Genomic DNA, 16158 nt, shown 5'->3' on the forward strand with positions numbered 1-16158 from the left:
AGTTCGAGTGGAGTCCAGAACCGCAAAAGCATTTTATCTTAGTAGCATAGAAGCTCAGTAACTTAGGAACTTTTTCTCTAATTCAAAACATTCAAAATCTTCAAACCAAACACAACCCCATTTTGCTGAATTCCGCCTTGATACGAATGCACATAATCCAATCTGAATATCTTGAATTTTCCAAACCCCAGATTGTCTAAACCAACGGTAAATTCAGTGTATGGCTTTCTGTCGGGAATGGCAAGTGAATGAAACCCAATATTCATTGTCGATTTTAAAAGATTTAACAATGGAATTTTATTCATGATAAATCCCGTGTCATTATGCTCCAAATGCATTTCAAAATAACTATCATTGGTACTGTTGGCATAATACGGCATTAAATTGAAAACGTTCAGATAGCGATCACTTGTACCGATGTGAGTCTGATTTCCGTTGAAATGCCTATAATCGATAAAAGAAATATTTTCAGCATTAAAGAACTTTCCGGCTTTAAAATTCATTCCCAAAGTTCCTTTGTTATCTAAAGATAAATCATAAAGTACGGAAGCTCCGATGCGTTCAAACTCGTATTTTTTTTCACTCGCAGCAAAAGCTTTTTCAAAAGCTAAAAGTATTGTTGGATATTTATCATCTTTAAAATTATATCTTCCGTCAGGTCTTGAAATGTATTTGTTCCCAAAGTTAATTCGGGCACTCAAAGCGGTTTTGAATAAATGATGAGGATCAAAAGCCGGTGTTGTGAAATCATTTGGTGCTAACGGATTATTCGATGAATACATATCGTCTCTTTTGAAGAAAGAATAATCTGTGGTGTTAAAAAGAGGTTTTCGTTGCTCGTACGCTACTTTTGCATTTAAACTCACTCCATTTAATATGTTTTGCGAATAGTTGATTTGAGCAAATTCCAGATTGTACAATTTCATATAATTGTCTTTAAAAAATAAAGAACTGACAGAATTAATGAGCTTACTGATGGGTTCTGCACTATTAAATTGTGCGACTTTAGTTCCTCCGGATGCCCCTATAGTGGCATAATTAATAGTATTGAATTTATGGCTGAATTCTCCAACTACGCGAAAACGTTCGTCCGAAAAACCATAATTAAAAGTGGTGCTTATCGATGTGCTTTTTCCTTTTTCTTCATTCCATTTTTTAAAAGAAAAACCGGAATCTAAATTAAAACCCTGAATGGTATTAAAGCTCAGTGAAGTAAGATTTAATAAGCCTTTATAATCAAGCGAATATTTTTTGAAAGTATTTTTATAATCATACCCCATTAGGATATCTGTTACTTTAAACTTGTTGTTTTTAGCATCTAGAGAGTCTGTGTATTTCTGAGATTTTCTAATGATTTGCAGGCTGTCTTTTTTAGTATAGTCCGTACTTTCTTCAAGGGTTAACGGAATCGGGCGGATTTCGTTCCAAAAAGAATCGTCTTTTTTGTTTGCGTCAAGTTCAAAAGCAACCACTTCATTCCCAAACGTTTTCTTTTCGAAAGACGAAGGGAATTCATAATTAGAATATACATAATTAAATTTTCCGGAGAACTTTATTCCAAAAATACCGGCAATGAATTCTAAAGTCTGTGCATTTTTGGTCCAGATTTTATTTTTTGCATTGTAGCTAAAGCTCTGTTTTAGGTTCATCACTTCAGTAAATTCATTTTTCATTCGGTATCCTTTTATGTCCAGATCTATGGCGTAAATGGCAAAACTATCGTCGACAATATAGATGTAACCTTCAAAAACGGGTTCTTTATCACGTTTAGGGATTACTTTGATTTTATAGATTTGTTGATTGTTATCGTCATAAAAAGTGCCCTCCAGTTTGTATTTGTAATAACTGAAAGCATTATCTGCAATAGGAGAGATGAGTTTAATATCAAAATCCAGTGTATTGTCGTAAAAATCATAAGTCGACAAAGATGCGGTGTTGTAACTGTATCCTTTATTGTTTCCTGAAATTTTGGAAGCAATAATTTTCTCTTTTAATTTGTTGGGTTTTTCAAAAGTAATTTTCGAAATGGTTTCAGATAAATATAAAATTCCTGTTCCCGTAGAATCCAGATTTGAGGTCATATCAGCGCCAAGATCTACTTTTTTTCCAAGGATTTTTTTGGGTAAATCTTTGACTTTAAACATTCCTTTCGAGTAGAAATCGGCAGTATATCGTGCCGTTTTTTCTGAATTGTCTTTTTTTTCTTTAATCGCACTTCTTATGATAGCATCGGCGGGATTTTTTTTCGGATCGATTACCACTTCGTTTAAGTCAAAGCTTTCTTCAAGCATTTTTACGTTCAGCGTAATTGCTTTTGAATCACGAGAAACGGTTATCTTTTGGGTTTTAAATCCTAAATACTGAAATGTGATTTTGTTTTTGCCCACTTCTTTTACAGTAAGCTGGTAGTTCCCCTGTTCGTTAGAAGTAGTTCCGCTATACGTGTTTTCTTCAAACACAGAAACAAAAGGCAAAGGATTACCTTTGTCATCCGTTATGGTTCCCTTTATTTGGGCAAAATTGGAGATCGAAAAAAATAAAAAGGCGAGTAAAGTATAGTTTCTCATGAAAGTGGTTTCTCTAACAAAAATAGAATAAGTTAAAAATGAGCTTATTAAAAATTTGTTAAATAAAGACCTACAAGAATGATTGAATAGCTAAATCGTAACTTTTTAATCCAAAACCTAAAATAACCCCTTTGGCATTTCCCGACAAATACGATTGGTGTCTAAAGCTTTCGCGCGCATAAGTATTCGAGATATGCACTTCGATAACAGGAGTCGTAACAGCTTTTATAGCATCGCCCAGGCCTATTGAAGTATGTGTATAGGCACCGGCATTCAAAATGATTCCTTCATAAGTAAAACCATATTCCTGAATTTTTCCAATCAATTCGCCTTCAATATTACTCTGATAGTAAGAAAGTTCAATGTTTGGGAATTTTTTTTGCAACGTTTCAAAATAATCTTCAAATGTTTGACTTCCGTAAACTTCAGGTTCTCTTTTTCCTAAAAGATTTAAATTGGGGCCGTTGATGATGCAGATTTTCATATTTAAAGTTATTTTTCGCGAGTTAAAGCATTTAGTTTTTAAACCATATAAGGAATATAAGTTCAATTAAGCTAAATCAATTTTATGGATTGAAATTGTTATTGACATTTGATTTTGCAATTGATTTTTACAATTGTCATTGAACTTGGTAAAAATAAAAAAACCGTTCTAATTATTAGAACGGTTTTTATAAAAGTATGTGATATATTTTCTAGAACAACATTATTCCGGCTGAAAGTTGGAATACAGAGTTTTTAAGATCAGCTTTAGAAGAAACTTCCGTTAATCCAAAACCATAACGCCCTTGAATAAAGATACCTTCAGTAATCTTTAAGCCAAGTCCTGCATTAATTGCAAAGTCAAAAGTTTTAGGATCCTGAACGTCAAATTCTTTCTTATTGCTTACTAAGAATGATGCCTGTGGACCTACTTCTAAGCTTAGAGATTTTGTTACGTATATTTTAGCCATTACTGGAATAGCAATATATCCTAATTCATTTTTAAATTCTCCAATTGCATTTTTGTATGAAGCCCCTTGAGTAGAGTATAAAAGCTCAGGTTGAATAGAAAATTTTTCTAATAATTTAACTTCAGCAATTAAACCAGCATGATAGCTTGTAATACCGTCTTTGCTATAGTCTATTCCGCTAAAACTTGCGTCTCCTGTTTGATTAGCAAAGTTAACCCCTGCTTTTACCCCAATTTTTAATAATTGTGCCTGAATTGTAGCTGATGTTGCGATGAACAGAACAGCCGCTAAAATTATTTTTTTCATAAAAGTTTTTTTTAAAATTTGGTATTTTAATTTGTTATCTATTAGTCAAAACTACAGAATTAGGAATTTATTGTTTTATATTTTGGTTTAAATAATTACTAAATTTCTCGTCTTTTTCATTTTTTTTTAGTTAAAACACTCTATTTAAGAATGTTGTTGTAGTTTTATTTAAAAATAATTTTTTTTCGTTTAGTCCGAATTTTATTTCAAAATAGGTAAAATAAAGTTTTGTTTTAATAAGGATATTTTGATGTTTAACTTTTACGAGTCAGCTAAAAATCGTTTAGGAGATTTGTTTTGTCAAAAGTTGCAATTTTTAAAAAATCATACTATTTATTAATATCACATGTGTTTGATATCTAACTAATTGAGTTTTTTGGTTTGTTTTTTTAACAAGATTAAGTATCTATTTACCACTTTTTTTATTAAAATAAAAATAGATTTTTATGAAGTAAATTTTTATATTTGATTATTAAATTTAACCAAAAAAAATACGATGAAAAAAATTATTTTAGCTGCTATAGCTGTAATGGCATTTGGATTTACAAATGCACAACAAACAAGATTTGGAGTAAAAGGAGGTCTTAACCTTTCAACAGTAGTTGGAGGAGATGTTGAAAATGCTAAATCATTAGTTGGTTTTCATGTTGGAGGTTTTGCGGAAATCAAAGTTTTTGAAAAATTCTATATTCAGCCAGAGCTTTTATACTCAGCTCAGGGAACAAAAGTTGATGGACCTTTTGGTGATGCCGATATTAAATTGAATTATTTAAATATTCCTGTTCTGGCAAAATATTACATTGTAGATAAATTCAGCGTTGAGGCTGGTCCGCAATTAGGTGTTTTATTATCAGCTAAAGCTGATGGTGAGGATGTTAAAGATGGGACGAGATCAGTGGATTTTGGTTTCAACATAGGAGCTGGATATAATTTTACTGATAATCTTTCAATTGGTCTTCGTTACACTATTGGTTTATCTCCTCTTTCTGATAAAGATATTGATAATTCAGATGATTATTACAACAGTGCTAAAAATAGTAACCTTGCGTTATTTTTAGCTTATAAATTCTAATTGTTGACAATAATAAAATTTAAAAGCCTTCCCTAATCAGGAAGGTTTTTTTATGCTCAAAAATGTTTTACTTTGTAAATATGAACTGGAGCCGTTATATAAAAGATTATCAATCGTATTTACGTATCGAAAGAGGGTTGTCGAAAAATACAATCGAGAATTACGGTTTTGATATCGAACGATTGTGTCTTTTTTTAGAAACGAATCAAATTGAAATTTCCCCTTTGAAAATTTCAGATGAAACGGTACAGCAATTTATATATGCTGTTGCTAAAGAAGTTAATCCACGATCGCAGGCACGAATTATTTCAGGTTTAAAAAGTTTCTTTAATTATTTGGTTTTTGAAGATTATAGAAATGATAATCCTTTGGAATTAATCGAAACTCCTAAAACTGGACGGAAATTACCCGATACTTTGTCGGTTCCGGAAATAGATTCGCTGATTGCGGCTATAGATTTAAGTAGTAACGAAGGCGAACGAAATCGTGCTATGCTGGAAACTTTATACGGTTGTGGACTTCGGGTTTCAGAACTGGTTGCGCTCAAAATATCCGATTTGTTTTTTGAGGAAGGTTTTATCAAAATTACCGGGAAAGGAAATAAAGAACGTTTTGTTCCAATTGGTAAACTGACTCAGAAATACATGCAGATGTATCAAAAAGAAGTTCGTGTAAATCTGACAATAAAAAAAGGTTTTGAAGATACATTGTTTTTAAACCGAAGAGGAGGCCAATTGACACGAGCTATGATTTTTACGATTATAAAAGACCTGGCTGTAAAGGTCAATTTGAATAAAAACATTAGTCCGCATACTTTGCGTCATTCTTTTGCAACGCATTTACTTGAAAATGGCGCTGATCTAAGATCGATTCAATTAATGTTAGGTCATGAATCTATAACAACAACTGAAATCTATGTGCATTTGGATCGAAGTTTCTTAAAGGAAGTAATGCATTCTTATCATCCCAGAAAATAATTATTGGTGAACACCTTTTGTTTTAAGTAAAAAAATAATATATTGTGTGATATTTTGTGTTAATCATAGAATAAAAAACATGAAATAGTTCTTTTTTGTTGAGATATTATTTTTGAATAATGGAATCTACATAAATAAGTGATATATGGTTTTTGATTTGTATGGGAATGAGGATTGCTTAGAGGTGAATAATTTTTATAAGAAGTTGTTTGCAGAAATGCCTGATTTGCTTTTTCAGTTTGTTATTGATTGTGATAACCATTATTCTTTTCCTCTGGTTAGTAAATCAGCCGATGAAATTTTGGAGCTTACGGCTGAAATGTTTTCAAACGATGCCCAACAGATTATTTACAATAGAATTTTCCCTGCAGACCAGAATTTCTTTTTTCAATCTTTAGTCAAGGCAAGAAGAGAAGTAAAGCCCTGGGAGATTGAGTTTAGGGCCCTTTTGCCTAAAAAGGGATTACGCTGGTTTAAAATTTCTTCTAGAACTGAACTGTCCCCTTCAAATGGTTGTGTTAGTTTTTATGGTCATGTCACAGATATTACAGAGCTAAAAGAAAAAGAAGAAAAACTTCGTATATCCGAAGAGCGTTTTCAGTTTGCTCTCGAAGCGTCTACAGCAGGAATTTGGGACTGGGATTTGGTGACTAATACAGTTTTCTATTCTTCTTTATCACTCAAAATTTTAGAATTAGAATCGTCCGATGTTTTTGATGATCCGGAACGTTGGGATAAAATTGTTCATCCTGATGATCTGCCTAAATACTACTCTGATATTCAGGAACATTTTGATAATAAAATCCCTTACTACGAAAATTATCATCGCGTCATGACTTCCAGTGGCAATTATAAATGGATTCTGGATCGTGGCAAAGTGATTAAAAGGGATGAAAACGGAAAGCCATTACGAGTAATTGGTACGCATACGGATGTTTCCCTGCAGAAAGAAAAAGAACTTGAACTTATAAAAACGATGAAATTGTACAGCGACCAAAACAGCCGATTGGTTAATTTTTCGCATATTGTTTCGCACAACCTAAATACGCAAGCCGGAAATATAAAATCGATTTTGGATTTTATTGATGCTGATATCGAAAGACAAACCGTTAATGAAATGCTGGAGCATTTGCGAACCGTTTCAAATGACTTGAATGATACTATTGCAAATCTAACGCAGATTGTAAAAACGCAAAGTAATATTAATATTGCGGTTGTTTCTTTAAAACTGTGTGAATACATCGATAAAACGATTTCAATCATTAAAGGGTTTGACAGGCAATATAATGTAACAATGGTCAATAATGTTCCCAGGTATGTGACGGTTAATTTCAATCCGGCTTATCTGGAAAGCGTTTTGTTGAATTTTGCAACAAATGCGATCAAGTATGCCCATCCGGATCGTGATCCTCTTATTATTTTTGATTTTTCGATTGAACCGGAAGGTTATAAAGCATTAAAAATTACAGATAATGGTTTAGGGATTGATTTAAATGTTTACGGTGATTTGTTGTTTGGGATGTATAAAACGTTTCATAATCACCAGGAAGCCCGGGGAATTGGTTTGTATATTACCAGAAATCAAATTGAAGCTATGAAAGGAAGTATTTCTGTAGAAAGTGAAGTTGGAGTAGGGACAAGTTTTAAAATCGTCTTTAATGATGTTTAAAATGAGAATTTTAAAGGGATATAAAACAATAAAGGCTATCTGTGAAGATAGCCTTTATTATTTATTAAGAATGTGAGATTACTTAGCAATATTCACTGCTCTTGTTTCTCTGATTACAGTAACTTTTACCTGACCCGGATAAGTCATTTCAGTTTGAATTTTTTGTGAAATCTCGAAAGATAAGTTTGCTGCATTATCATCAGAAACTTTTTCGCTTTCTACAATTACACGAAGTTCTCTACCAGCCTGAATGGCGTATGCATTTTTTACACCGCTAAAACCATAAGCTACTTCTTCAAGATCTTTCAAACGTTGAATGTATGAATCAAGAACCTGACGTCTTGCACCTGGTCTTGCACCTGAAATAGCATCACAAACCTGAACGATTGGAGAAAGTAATGATTTCATTTCGATCTCGTCGTGGTGCGCTCCAATAGCATTGCAAACTTCTTCTTTTTCACCATATTTCTCCGCCCATTGCATACCTAATAAGGCGTGAGGTAAATCGCTTTCAGTATCCGGAACTTTACCAATATCATGAAGTAAACCGGCTCTTTTTGCTAGTTTTACGTTTAAGCCTAATTCGGCTGCCATGATACCACAAAGTTTAGAAACTTCTCTCGAGTGTTGCAATAAGTTTTGTCCGTAAGAAGAACGGTATTTCATTCTACCTACTACTTTTATCAATTCAGGGTGTAAACCGTGAATTCCTAAGTCAATAACCGTACGTTTACCAACTTCAATAATTTCGTCATCGATTTGTTTCGCTGTTTTAGCAACTACTTCTTCAATTCTGGCTGGGTGAATACGCCCGTCAGTTACTAATTTGTGCAATGCCAAACGCGCAATTTCTCTACGAACGGGATCAAAACAAGAAAGAATGATAGCTTCTGGTGTATCATCAACAATGATTTCTACTCCGGTTGCAGCTTCCAGAGCTCTGATGTTACGACCTTCACGGCCAATAATTCTACCTTTTACATCATCAGACTCAATGTTGAACACTGAAACGCAATTTTCAACTGCTTCTTCTGTTCCAACTCTTTGAATAGTATTGATGATAATTTTCTTGGCTTCTTGTTGCGCCGTAAGTTTTGCCTCTTCAATCGTATCCTGAATATGAGACATTGCTTTACTTTTAGCTTCGGCTTTTAAACCTTCTACCAATTGTTCTTTAGCTTCTTCAGCAGAAAGCCCTGAAATTACTTCAAGTTGTTGTAACTGACTTTTGTGTAATTTGTCAACTTCAGTTTGCTTCTTGTCTAAAACCTCAATTTTGTTGTTGTATTCTGCTGTTTTAGCTTCAAAATCGTCATTTACTTTCTTGGCTTTAGAAAGCTCGTTTGATATTTGAGATTCTTTATCGCGAACTCTTTTTTCTACTTCGGCTACTTTTTTGTCCCGAGCCAAAATAACTTGTTCATGCTCAGATTTTAATTCAATGAATTTTTCCTTTGCTTGAAGAATTTTGTCTTTTTTAATATTTTCTGCTTCTAAATTAGCGTCTTTTAAAATTGAAGAAGCCTCTTTTTTTGCATTCTTGATTAGATTAGAAATATTGCTTTTTTCGATAATTTTAGCGATTGCAAAACCTGCCGCAATCCCTATTATACCTGAAATAATGATCGTTATTATGTCCATGTTTGTTAAAATTTATATATAAAAAAAGCCTACATTAATTGCTTGAATAAACTCGTAAAGACAAGTTTTGAGCTAACTCACTGTTCAAGTTTCCTTGCCGAAGCATGGCATACTATAGTAGCGAAGATTCACTCACTTTAATTTGTTAGTGTTGAGTTTACCAATTGTGAACTAATGTAGGCAGTATCTTAGTTGCTGTAAAGAACGTTTAATTTTCGAGATATTGATCTAATAGCGAATTTAATCTTTTAATTCTTTCAATGGTTTCTTCTCCATCGATTGCGTTATCAATTTGTTTTTGCTCTACTTGTGATGCAAATTGCAAGGCACACATAGCCAGAACATCTTGTTTGTCACGAACCGCGTAACTTTCTTCGAATTGCTTGATCATAGCATCAATTTTTTTAGAAGCACTTCTAAGTCCTTCTTCCTGAGTAGGGTCTACCGTTAGCGGGTACACTCTGTCTGCAATTGATATTTTAATTCTAAGCTTTCCGTCCATTGTTTTTCTAGTCTGATAGTTGTGCTATACAGTAATCGATTTCGCGAATTAATGAATTTATTTTAAGCTTTGTCTCTCTCTTGTTATTGTCGCTGCCGAGCAACGAATTGGCTATCTTAAGTGTGTCATATTGCTTCTTCAAAGCCTCCATTTCTTCAGATTGTTTCTGGATAATTTGCGCAGCTTTGTCTAGTTCTAATCGTAAAACCTGATTGTTTTTCTCCAGGCCTTTTGATTTCTCAAAAAGCTTTTCGACTTTATATTCAAGAGTATCAATTATTTCTGCAATTACACTCATTGTAAATCCTATTCATTACTTAATCATACAAAGTTAGTATTCCTTTTTATTAATGCAATTTTTTATCGATTTTTTTACATTAAAAATAACCAATTAAATGAAATTCAATCAATTGTATTTTTGTAGCTTTATACTCGGATTTCGGCTCTTATTTTTTTATCTTAGCAAAAATGTTGCTTATGAAATATTCGTTACTTACCCTGTTTTTTTGTCATTTTATTTTTGCTCAGACCCAATATCCTAAAAATGATTTTCGCCCGCCTCTTGATATTCCGATGCAACTTTCGGGTAATTTCGGGGAGTTAAGGCCCAATCATTTCCACGCCGGCTTCGATTTAAAAACGAATCAAAGAGAAGGATTAACTGTGCATGCCATTGCTGATGGGTATGTTTCCAGGATAAAAATTTCAACTTTCGGAAATGGAAAATGTATTTATATCACACATCCAAACGGGTATACTTCAGTTTATGGGCATTTGCAAACGACTGTTGGTCCAATTCAGGATTATGTACTCAAAACGCATTATAAAGAAAAGGCGTATGAAATTGAAATGTTTCTAAAACCTGATGAGTTACCGGTAACAAAAGGACAGGTAATTGCACTTTCCGGAAATACAGGTTCCTCAGAAGGACCACATTTGCATTTCGAAATTCGGGATACTAAAACGGAGTTTGTGATTAACCCGATATTTTTTGGATTTGATAAAGATATAAAAGATACTAAAAAGCCTACTATTTCCAGTGTATATGTTTATCCATTAGAAAATGCATCAGTCAATCAGTCCAAACAGCCTTTGTTGCTGAATGTTGCGCTTCAAAAAGACGGAACGTATTTGGCCACTAAAGTAAAAGCGAATGGAAAAATTGGTTTCGGAATTTCGGCTGTAGATTATGATGATGTTTCATTTAATAAAAATGGTGTTTTTAATGTTGCTACTTTTTTGAACGGAAATCAAAATTACAATTACCAATTCAATACTTATTCATTTGATGAAATGCGATACGTTAATGCCTTGATTGATTATGCTAAATATAAAAAATCAGGTCAGCGCGTTCAGAAACTTTTCATGAAAACCCCTTATGCTTTAAGTATTATCAAGACAGATTCGCTTCGCGGAATTATTCCGGTCAAGCCAAATTTAGCTTCAACTTACAGAATTGAAGTTTCTGATTACTTCGGAAATTTAAGTGCTATTACAGTCCCGGTTGAATATGATGCTGCAACAGCAATTGTCAAGGCAGAACCTGTAACATCAAAGTATTTTATTAAAGTCAATAAAGATGCTAATTTTGAAAAAGATAATATGTCGGTATTTTTTCCTGCGGGAACTTTTTATGATGATTTTAATTTAAATTTTGATGTAAGAAATAATCGCATTTACATTCATGATGATACTGTTCCGGTTCATTCGAACTTTACCATTACAATAAAAGACGATTCGTACCCGGAGACCCTGCGGGATAAACTTTTTATCGGAAGGTTCAGCGGAAATGGTTCCAGTTATAATGGTACAGTGAGAAAAGGAGATGTTTTTACTGCTAAGTCAAAAATATTGGGGCAATTTGGTTTGGTATTAGATACAATTAAACCAACAATTAAAATTGCAAAACCAATTGAAGGTAAGTGGATCACGGGTCAGAAAAAAATTGAATTTATTATTAATGATGCTTCATCCGGAATTAAATCCTACAATGGATATTTGAACGGAAAATGGGTCTTGTTTGAATATGAAAATAAAACCAGAAAAATTACACATACTTTTGATGATGCAATTGTTGCTGAAGGAGCAAACGATTTAAAAATTGAAGTGATTGATAATGTGGGTAATTCTGCTATCTTTGAAACTCATTTTTTTAGAAGTCAACCAAAATAAAACCAAAGCGTTTGAATCATAATAAACTATTATTCGTTTTTCTTTTTTTATTTATTACTTGTGTTTCATTTGCTCAAAATGCTCATGTTAAAGGAGTTATTTTAGACAATCAGAATCATCCGGTAGCCGATGTCAATATCACCTCTTTGGGTACTATCACACAATCAGATGCAAATGGTTATTTTGAAATTGTCGTGCCTTCAAACAAAAAAACTTCCTTGATTTTTACTCATATTGCTCTTAAGATGATGAGTCTTACAGTGATTTTAAAGCCAAATGAGATTTTTCTTTTTAATCCGGTAATGAGTAGCTCTGAGGAACAAATGGGAGAGGTTTTTGTTTCTTCTAAAAATAAAAAGCGCGTTCAGGGAATTACGACTGTCGATGCTGCTACGATTAAAAAGATTCCGGGTGCTAATGCCGGAATCGAAAATATTCTGAAAACATTGCCCGGTGTAAATTCAAACAATGAATTGAGTACGCAATATGCAGTCCGTGGCGGGAATTATGATGAAAATTTAGTTTATGTAAATGAAGTTGAAGTCTATCGTCCATTTTTAATTCGTTCAGGTCAGCAAGAAGGTTTGAGTTTTACGAATACGGATCTGGTTCAGAATGTTGATTTTTCGGCCGGAGGGTTTCAGGCTAAATTTGGGGATAAATTATCTTCTGTTTTAGATATTACCTATAGAAAACCTACCCAGTTTGGGGCTTCATTAGAGGCTAGTTTGTTGGGAGGAAGTATTTCTGTCGATGCTGTTTCTAAAAATAAAAAATGGTCAGCCGTTACTGGTGTGCGCTATCGAAATAATAGTTTGCTGGTGAATAGCCAGGATACTCAAACCAATTATACGCCTACTTTTGCAGATATTCAAACGAATGTCAATTATGATATTTCTAAAAAATGGCAAGTGAGCTTTTTAGGCAATATTTCTCAAAATAAATATTTGTACCAGCCTCTTACGCGTGAGACAAAATTTGGAACTATTGATCAGCCAATGGCGCTTGCTGTATATTATGAGGGAAAAGAAAGAGATCAGTATGATACTTATTTTGGTGCCCTAAAAACGACTTATAAAGTATCTTCAGGTTTTACTTTAAAATTTATAGGGTCGTTGTTTCATACGATGGAGCAAGAGCATTTTGATATTTTGGCCCAATACCGTTTAGGGAATGTAGGGGAGGATAAAACAACTCAGGTTGACTTTACACGGGGGATTGGTTCGCAATTGAATCATGCAAGAAATGATTTGGATGCTTTGATTGCCAATGCAGAGATTAAAGGATTTAAAGAGTGGAAAAATGAGAGCCAATTAGAGTTTGGCTTAAAATATACAAGAGAATCAATTCGTGACAGAATTGTAGAGTGGGAGATGATTGATTCGGCTGGATTTTCTATCAATCCGCCACTTGTTATTTTGCCTGAAAACAATCAGCCTTACCAACCATATACAGGACCATTATTACCGTATCAGGATGTTCGTGCTACGAACTTTAATACGATAAACAGATTTTCAGGTTATGCACAATACAGTAAAAAATCAGAGTTAGGATCTAATCAGGTTTGGTATAATTTGGGGGCTCGTTTTCAGAGTTGGAATGTTTCCGGTGCTGCCGTTGAGGGGAAGAATCAAATTGTTTTTAGTCCACGTGCTCAATTTGCCATAAAACCGGATTGGGATATGGATATGGTTTTCAGGCTTTCTGGAGGATTATATCATCAGCCACCTTTTTATAGAGAACTCCGTGATCTGGACGGAGTTGTAAATCCAAATGTAAAAGCACAGGAATCGGTGCATATTGTATTGAGTAATGATTATAATTTTAAAATATGGAATCGCCCTTTTAAATGGGTAACAGAATTGTATTATAAATCACTTTCAGATGTAAATGTGTATTCGATTGATAATGTTAGGATTCGTTATATTGCCAACAATAATGCAAAAGCCTACGCGCAGGGGCTTGATTTTAGACTCAACGGAGAGTTTGTGCCCGGAACAGAATCGTGGATTAGTTTTGGTTACCTGAAAACCGAAGAGAATTATGCAGATAAAGGGTATATTGCCAGACCAACCGACCAGCGTTTAAAATTTGCTATGTTATTTCAGGATTATATGCCGAACATTCCAAGTGTGAAATTGTACCTGAATTTAGTGTATAATACAGGTTTGCCTGGCGGAGCTCCGGCCTATTCTGATCCTTATTTGTATCAAAGCAGGTTGAATGATTATCGTAGGGCAGATGTTGGTTTTGCTAAAGTTTTTGTAGATAACAGTACCAAAGTAGCGAAAGCAAAGTGGTTAAAAAACTTCAAAGAACTGTCTGTTGGATTAGAAATTTTTAATCTTTTCAACAATCAAAATGCGATAACCAATACCTGGGTGCGTGATGTGTATTCTAAAAATCAATATGCAATCCCAAATTATATGACTTCGAGAGTTTTTAATGTGAAGCTGAATGCGAGGTTGTAAATATTGATTTAGTCTTTCTGCAATAAGAGCAGAGCTATTTGCGTTGAAGGTAAGTGTGTTTTTACTTTTAGTAAAATTCAATAAAACGAGATAATACAATCAAAAATACTATATTTGATATCCTAATATAATTAGCATACATGAAAAATTCCTTAAAATATATAGCCTTAGCAATCATCGGAACACTAGTGAGTTGTAAAGATGAAGTTCAGAAACCTAAAGTGATTTATGATGCTGCCAATAAGGCGAGTGTTGTAACGAAAACGGATTCAACACAGATTGAAGTGGCAGATTTACCTATTCAGATGGAAGGAACGGGTTATTTAATCCATCCTGTTGGAGATTTGCGTGTCTTTGAAAAAGGGACCAAATCACGTTACGGATCTTCGAGTGTCAATGATGTAAGTTTTACAATTTCGAATTTAGGAGAATATGAAATTACAGGATATTTGCAAAATTTGAAATTTCAAAAAGTCGATTCAGATTCTATTCGTCCCCTATCAGATAAACCTGTTTTAATTTTGACTGCTACTTATTTAAAAACAGTTGCTGACAGGACTCAAAACCAAATTATGGTCTATACTTTGGCGGATTCAGATACCAATAAAGATGGTAAAATTGATGCCAGCGATATTAAAACCTTGTATTTAAGTAGCATTAGTGGTGAGCATTTTACGAAGGTTTCTGAAGACTTTCAGGAATTGGTAGACTGGAGTTTAATCGAGTCTAAAAATCGTTTATACTTTAGGACTATTGAAGATACCAACCAAAACGGGCAATTTGATAAAAATGATGTTTTGCATTATAACTATATAGATTTAGCTTCTAAAAAATGGGAAGTAAAAAGTTATAAGCCTATTTAAAGTTTCTAAGCTGCTAGTGTTTTAGCTGCTAAGATTTAAAATCAAAAGAAAAAGTCCTTTAAAAATTAAATCAATTAATTTAAGGGACTTTTTCTTTTAAGGCGGTGTTTGAAATCCTTTTAATCTGTGTGATCTGTGACAAAAAAAACTCAAAAACTCTTAGTGCCGATAGCTATCGGTATAGCCACTTAGAAAAAAATCTAAATCAAAATGTCGCTTTCGAGATCAGATTTTTCAATGTCAAAATCAAAGCCTAAACGATCTACTAAGTCGATTACAAGTTTTTTATACCAGTTTTCAGATTTGGGATGAATGTATATCTTTTCAATTAATTGTTTAAGATCAACATTGATTTTTAAGCCGTCATTTAGTTTTATGGTGCTTTTTGAAGTGTCAGTAATAATACGGACTTCACGCTCGTACTGAAAACTTTTTCGTTTGAATAAAAACGGGAAGAACAAATCATCAAACGGAATGTATTCTTTTTTGTAGTCGATATAATTGACTTCGCCAATATACTGGTCAAAATTATTCTCTGGATTTAATGCTTTTTGCAATCTTCCAATAGTCGACTGAATGGCTAATCCTTCACTGTTTTGTGTAAAAATCTGCCACATGGCAAACGATTCATATTCGTTAATATGCCAGCTGCTTATAGCTACTTTTTCACGATGTGTTTTGTAATAATTTAAAAAGTCAGGATTGTCAATAGCGAGTTTTTTGATCTCTTCAAAAGTGGGCTCGCTAAAAGTACCTTCATACTGATCTTCAAATTTATCAGAACGGGACATAAATAGTTTCTTGGAAAATAGTAAGTCCAGAAATTTAGACAGGTCCAGGTATTTCCAAACAATTGTATCTGGATCATCTGGAAGTTTTATGTTCGGATTGTTGAGATACATTTTTGATAGTTTTAAAGTTGTTCTAATAAAAAGCCACAGATTGCACAGATAAAAGTATGATTT

At 33.4% G+C, this 16158-nt stretch carries 13 protein-coding genes; 6 read left to right on the forward strand and 7 right to left on the reverse strand.

Going from position 1 to position 16158, the window contains the following annotated elements; translation table 11 throughout:
• Nucleotides 1-77: 77 nt before the first annotated feature.
• The 3 genes from ACQY44_RS06945 to ACQY44_RS06955 all read right to left on the reverse strand — a co-directional run bounded on the left by ACQY44_RS06945 (nucleotide 78) and on the right by ACQY44_RS06955 (nucleotide 3826).
• The gene (locus ACQY44_RS06945; RefSeq protein ID WP_428229678.1) at nucleotides 78-2567 is read right to left on the reverse strand and encodes a DUF5686 and carboxypeptidase regulatory-like domain-containing protein; all 2490 of its coding nucleotides are present in this window, start codon (nucleotides 2565-2567) and stop codon (nucleotides 78-80) included.
• Nucleotides 2568-2637: 70 nt separating this feature from the next.
• Nucleotides 2638-3051 carry a type II 3-dehydroquinate dehydratase gene (aroQ, locus tag ACQY44_RS06950; RefSeq protein WP_428229679.1) on the reverse strand — a complete coding sequence of 138 codons (414 nt, stop codon included), beginning with the start codon at nucleotides 3049-3051 and terminating at the stop codon, nucleotides 2638-2640.
• 211 nt (nucleotides 3052-3262) lie between these two features.
• Nucleotides 3263-3826, reverse strand: coding sequence for a porin family protein (locus ACQY44_RS06955; RefSeq protein WP_428229680.1), 564 nt, complete (start codon nucleotides 3824-3826; stop codon nucleotides 3263-3265).
• A 496-nt stretch (nucleotides 3827-4322) separates the two neighbouring features.
• Between ACQY44_RS06955 and ACQY44_RS06960 the strand changes: the two genes are divergently transcribed.
• From ACQY44_RS06960 to ACQY44_RS06970, 3 genes are all read left to right on the forward strand, one after another.
• A complete protein-coding gene (locus ACQY44_RS06960) occupies nucleotides 4323-4898 on the forward strand; it encodes a porin family protein (RefSeq protein WP_428229681.1) in 576 nt (191 codons plus the stop codon).
• A gap of 80 nt (nucleotides 4899-4978) precedes the next feature.
• On the forward strand, nucleotides 4979-5875 hold the full coding sequence (gene xerD / locus ACQY44_RS06965; RefSeq protein WP_428229902.1) for a site-specific tyrosine recombinase XerD: 897 nt from the start codon (nucleotides 4979-4981) through the stop codon (nucleotides 5873-5875).
• Between the two features lie 145 nt (nucleotides 5876-6020).
• Nucleotides 6021-7544 (forward strand): sensor histidine kinase, encoded by a 1524-nt coding sequence (locus tag ACQY44_RS06970; RefSeq protein WP_428229682.1) that lies wholly within the window; start codon nucleotides 6021-6023, stop codon nucleotides 7542-7544.
• 78 nt (nucleotides 7545-7622) lie between these two features.
• Here the strand turns inward: ACQY44_RS06970 and rny are convergent, their stop codons facing one another.
• From rny to ACQY44_RS06985, 3 genes are all read right to left on the reverse strand, one after another.
• Nucleotides 7623-9185 (reverse strand): ribonuclease Y, encoded by a 1563-nt coding sequence (gene rny, locus ACQY44_RS06975; RefSeq protein WP_428229683.1) that lies wholly within the window; start codon nucleotides 9183-9185, stop codon nucleotides 7623-7625.
• 208 nt (nucleotides 9186-9393) lie between these two features.
• Nucleotides 9394-9687 carry a cell division protein ZapA gene (locus ACQY44_RS06980; protein ID WP_395355531.1) on the reverse strand — a complete coding sequence of 98 codons (294 nt, stop codon included), beginning with the start codon at nucleotides 9685-9687 and terminating at the stop codon, nucleotides 9394-9396.
• Nucleotides 9688-9694: 7 nt separating this feature from the next.
• Entirely contained in the window at nucleotides 9695-9985 is a 291-nt protein-coding gene (locus ACQY44_RS06985) for a hypothetical protein (protein ID WP_428229684.1), read from the reverse strand.
• A gap of 179 nt (nucleotides 9986-10164) precedes the next feature.
• Between ACQY44_RS06985 and ACQY44_RS06990 the strand changes: the two genes are divergently transcribed.
• The 3 genes from ACQY44_RS06990 to ACQY44_RS07000 all read left to right on the forward strand — a co-directional run bounded on the left by ACQY44_RS06990 (nucleotide 10165) and on the right by ACQY44_RS07000 (nucleotide 15193).
• Nucleotides 10165-11859, forward strand: a complete 1695-nt coding sequence (locus tag ACQY44_RS06990) for a M23 family metallopeptidase (RefSeq protein ID WP_428229685.1) — start codon at nucleotides 10165-10167, stop codon at nucleotides 11857-11859.
• 11 nt (nucleotides 11860-11870) lie between these two features.
• On the forward strand, nucleotides 11871-14330 hold the full coding sequence (locus ACQY44_RS06995; protein WP_428229686.1) for a TonB-dependent receptor: 2460 nt from the start codon (nucleotides 11871-11873) through the stop codon (nucleotides 14328-14330).
• A gap of 140 nt (nucleotides 14331-14470) precedes the next feature.
• Nucleotides 14471-15193: a hypothetical protein gene (locus tag ACQY44_RS07000; protein WP_428229687.1), complete on the forward strand. Its 723-nt coding sequence runs from the start codon at nucleotides 14471-14473 to the stop codon at nucleotides 15191-15193.
• Nucleotides 15194-15393: 200 nt separating this feature from the next.
• On the opposite strand, the gene ACQY44_RS07005 is transcribed toward ACQY44_RS07000, so the two are convergent.
• Nucleotides 15394-16095 carry a DUF2971 domain-containing protein gene (locus tag ACQY44_RS07005; RefSeq protein WP_428229688.1) on the reverse strand — a complete coding sequence of 234 codons (702 nt, stop codon included), beginning with the start codon at nucleotides 16093-16095 and terminating at the stop codon, nucleotides 15394-15396.
• Nucleotides 16096-16158: the final 63 nt, after the last annotated feature.

Origin of the sequence: Flavobacterium sp., assembly GCF_965277525.1 — a bacterium.
In the GTDB taxonomy this organism is placed as follows: Bacteria; Bacteroidota; Bacteroidia; order Flavobacteriales; family Flavobacteriaceae; genus Flavobacterium.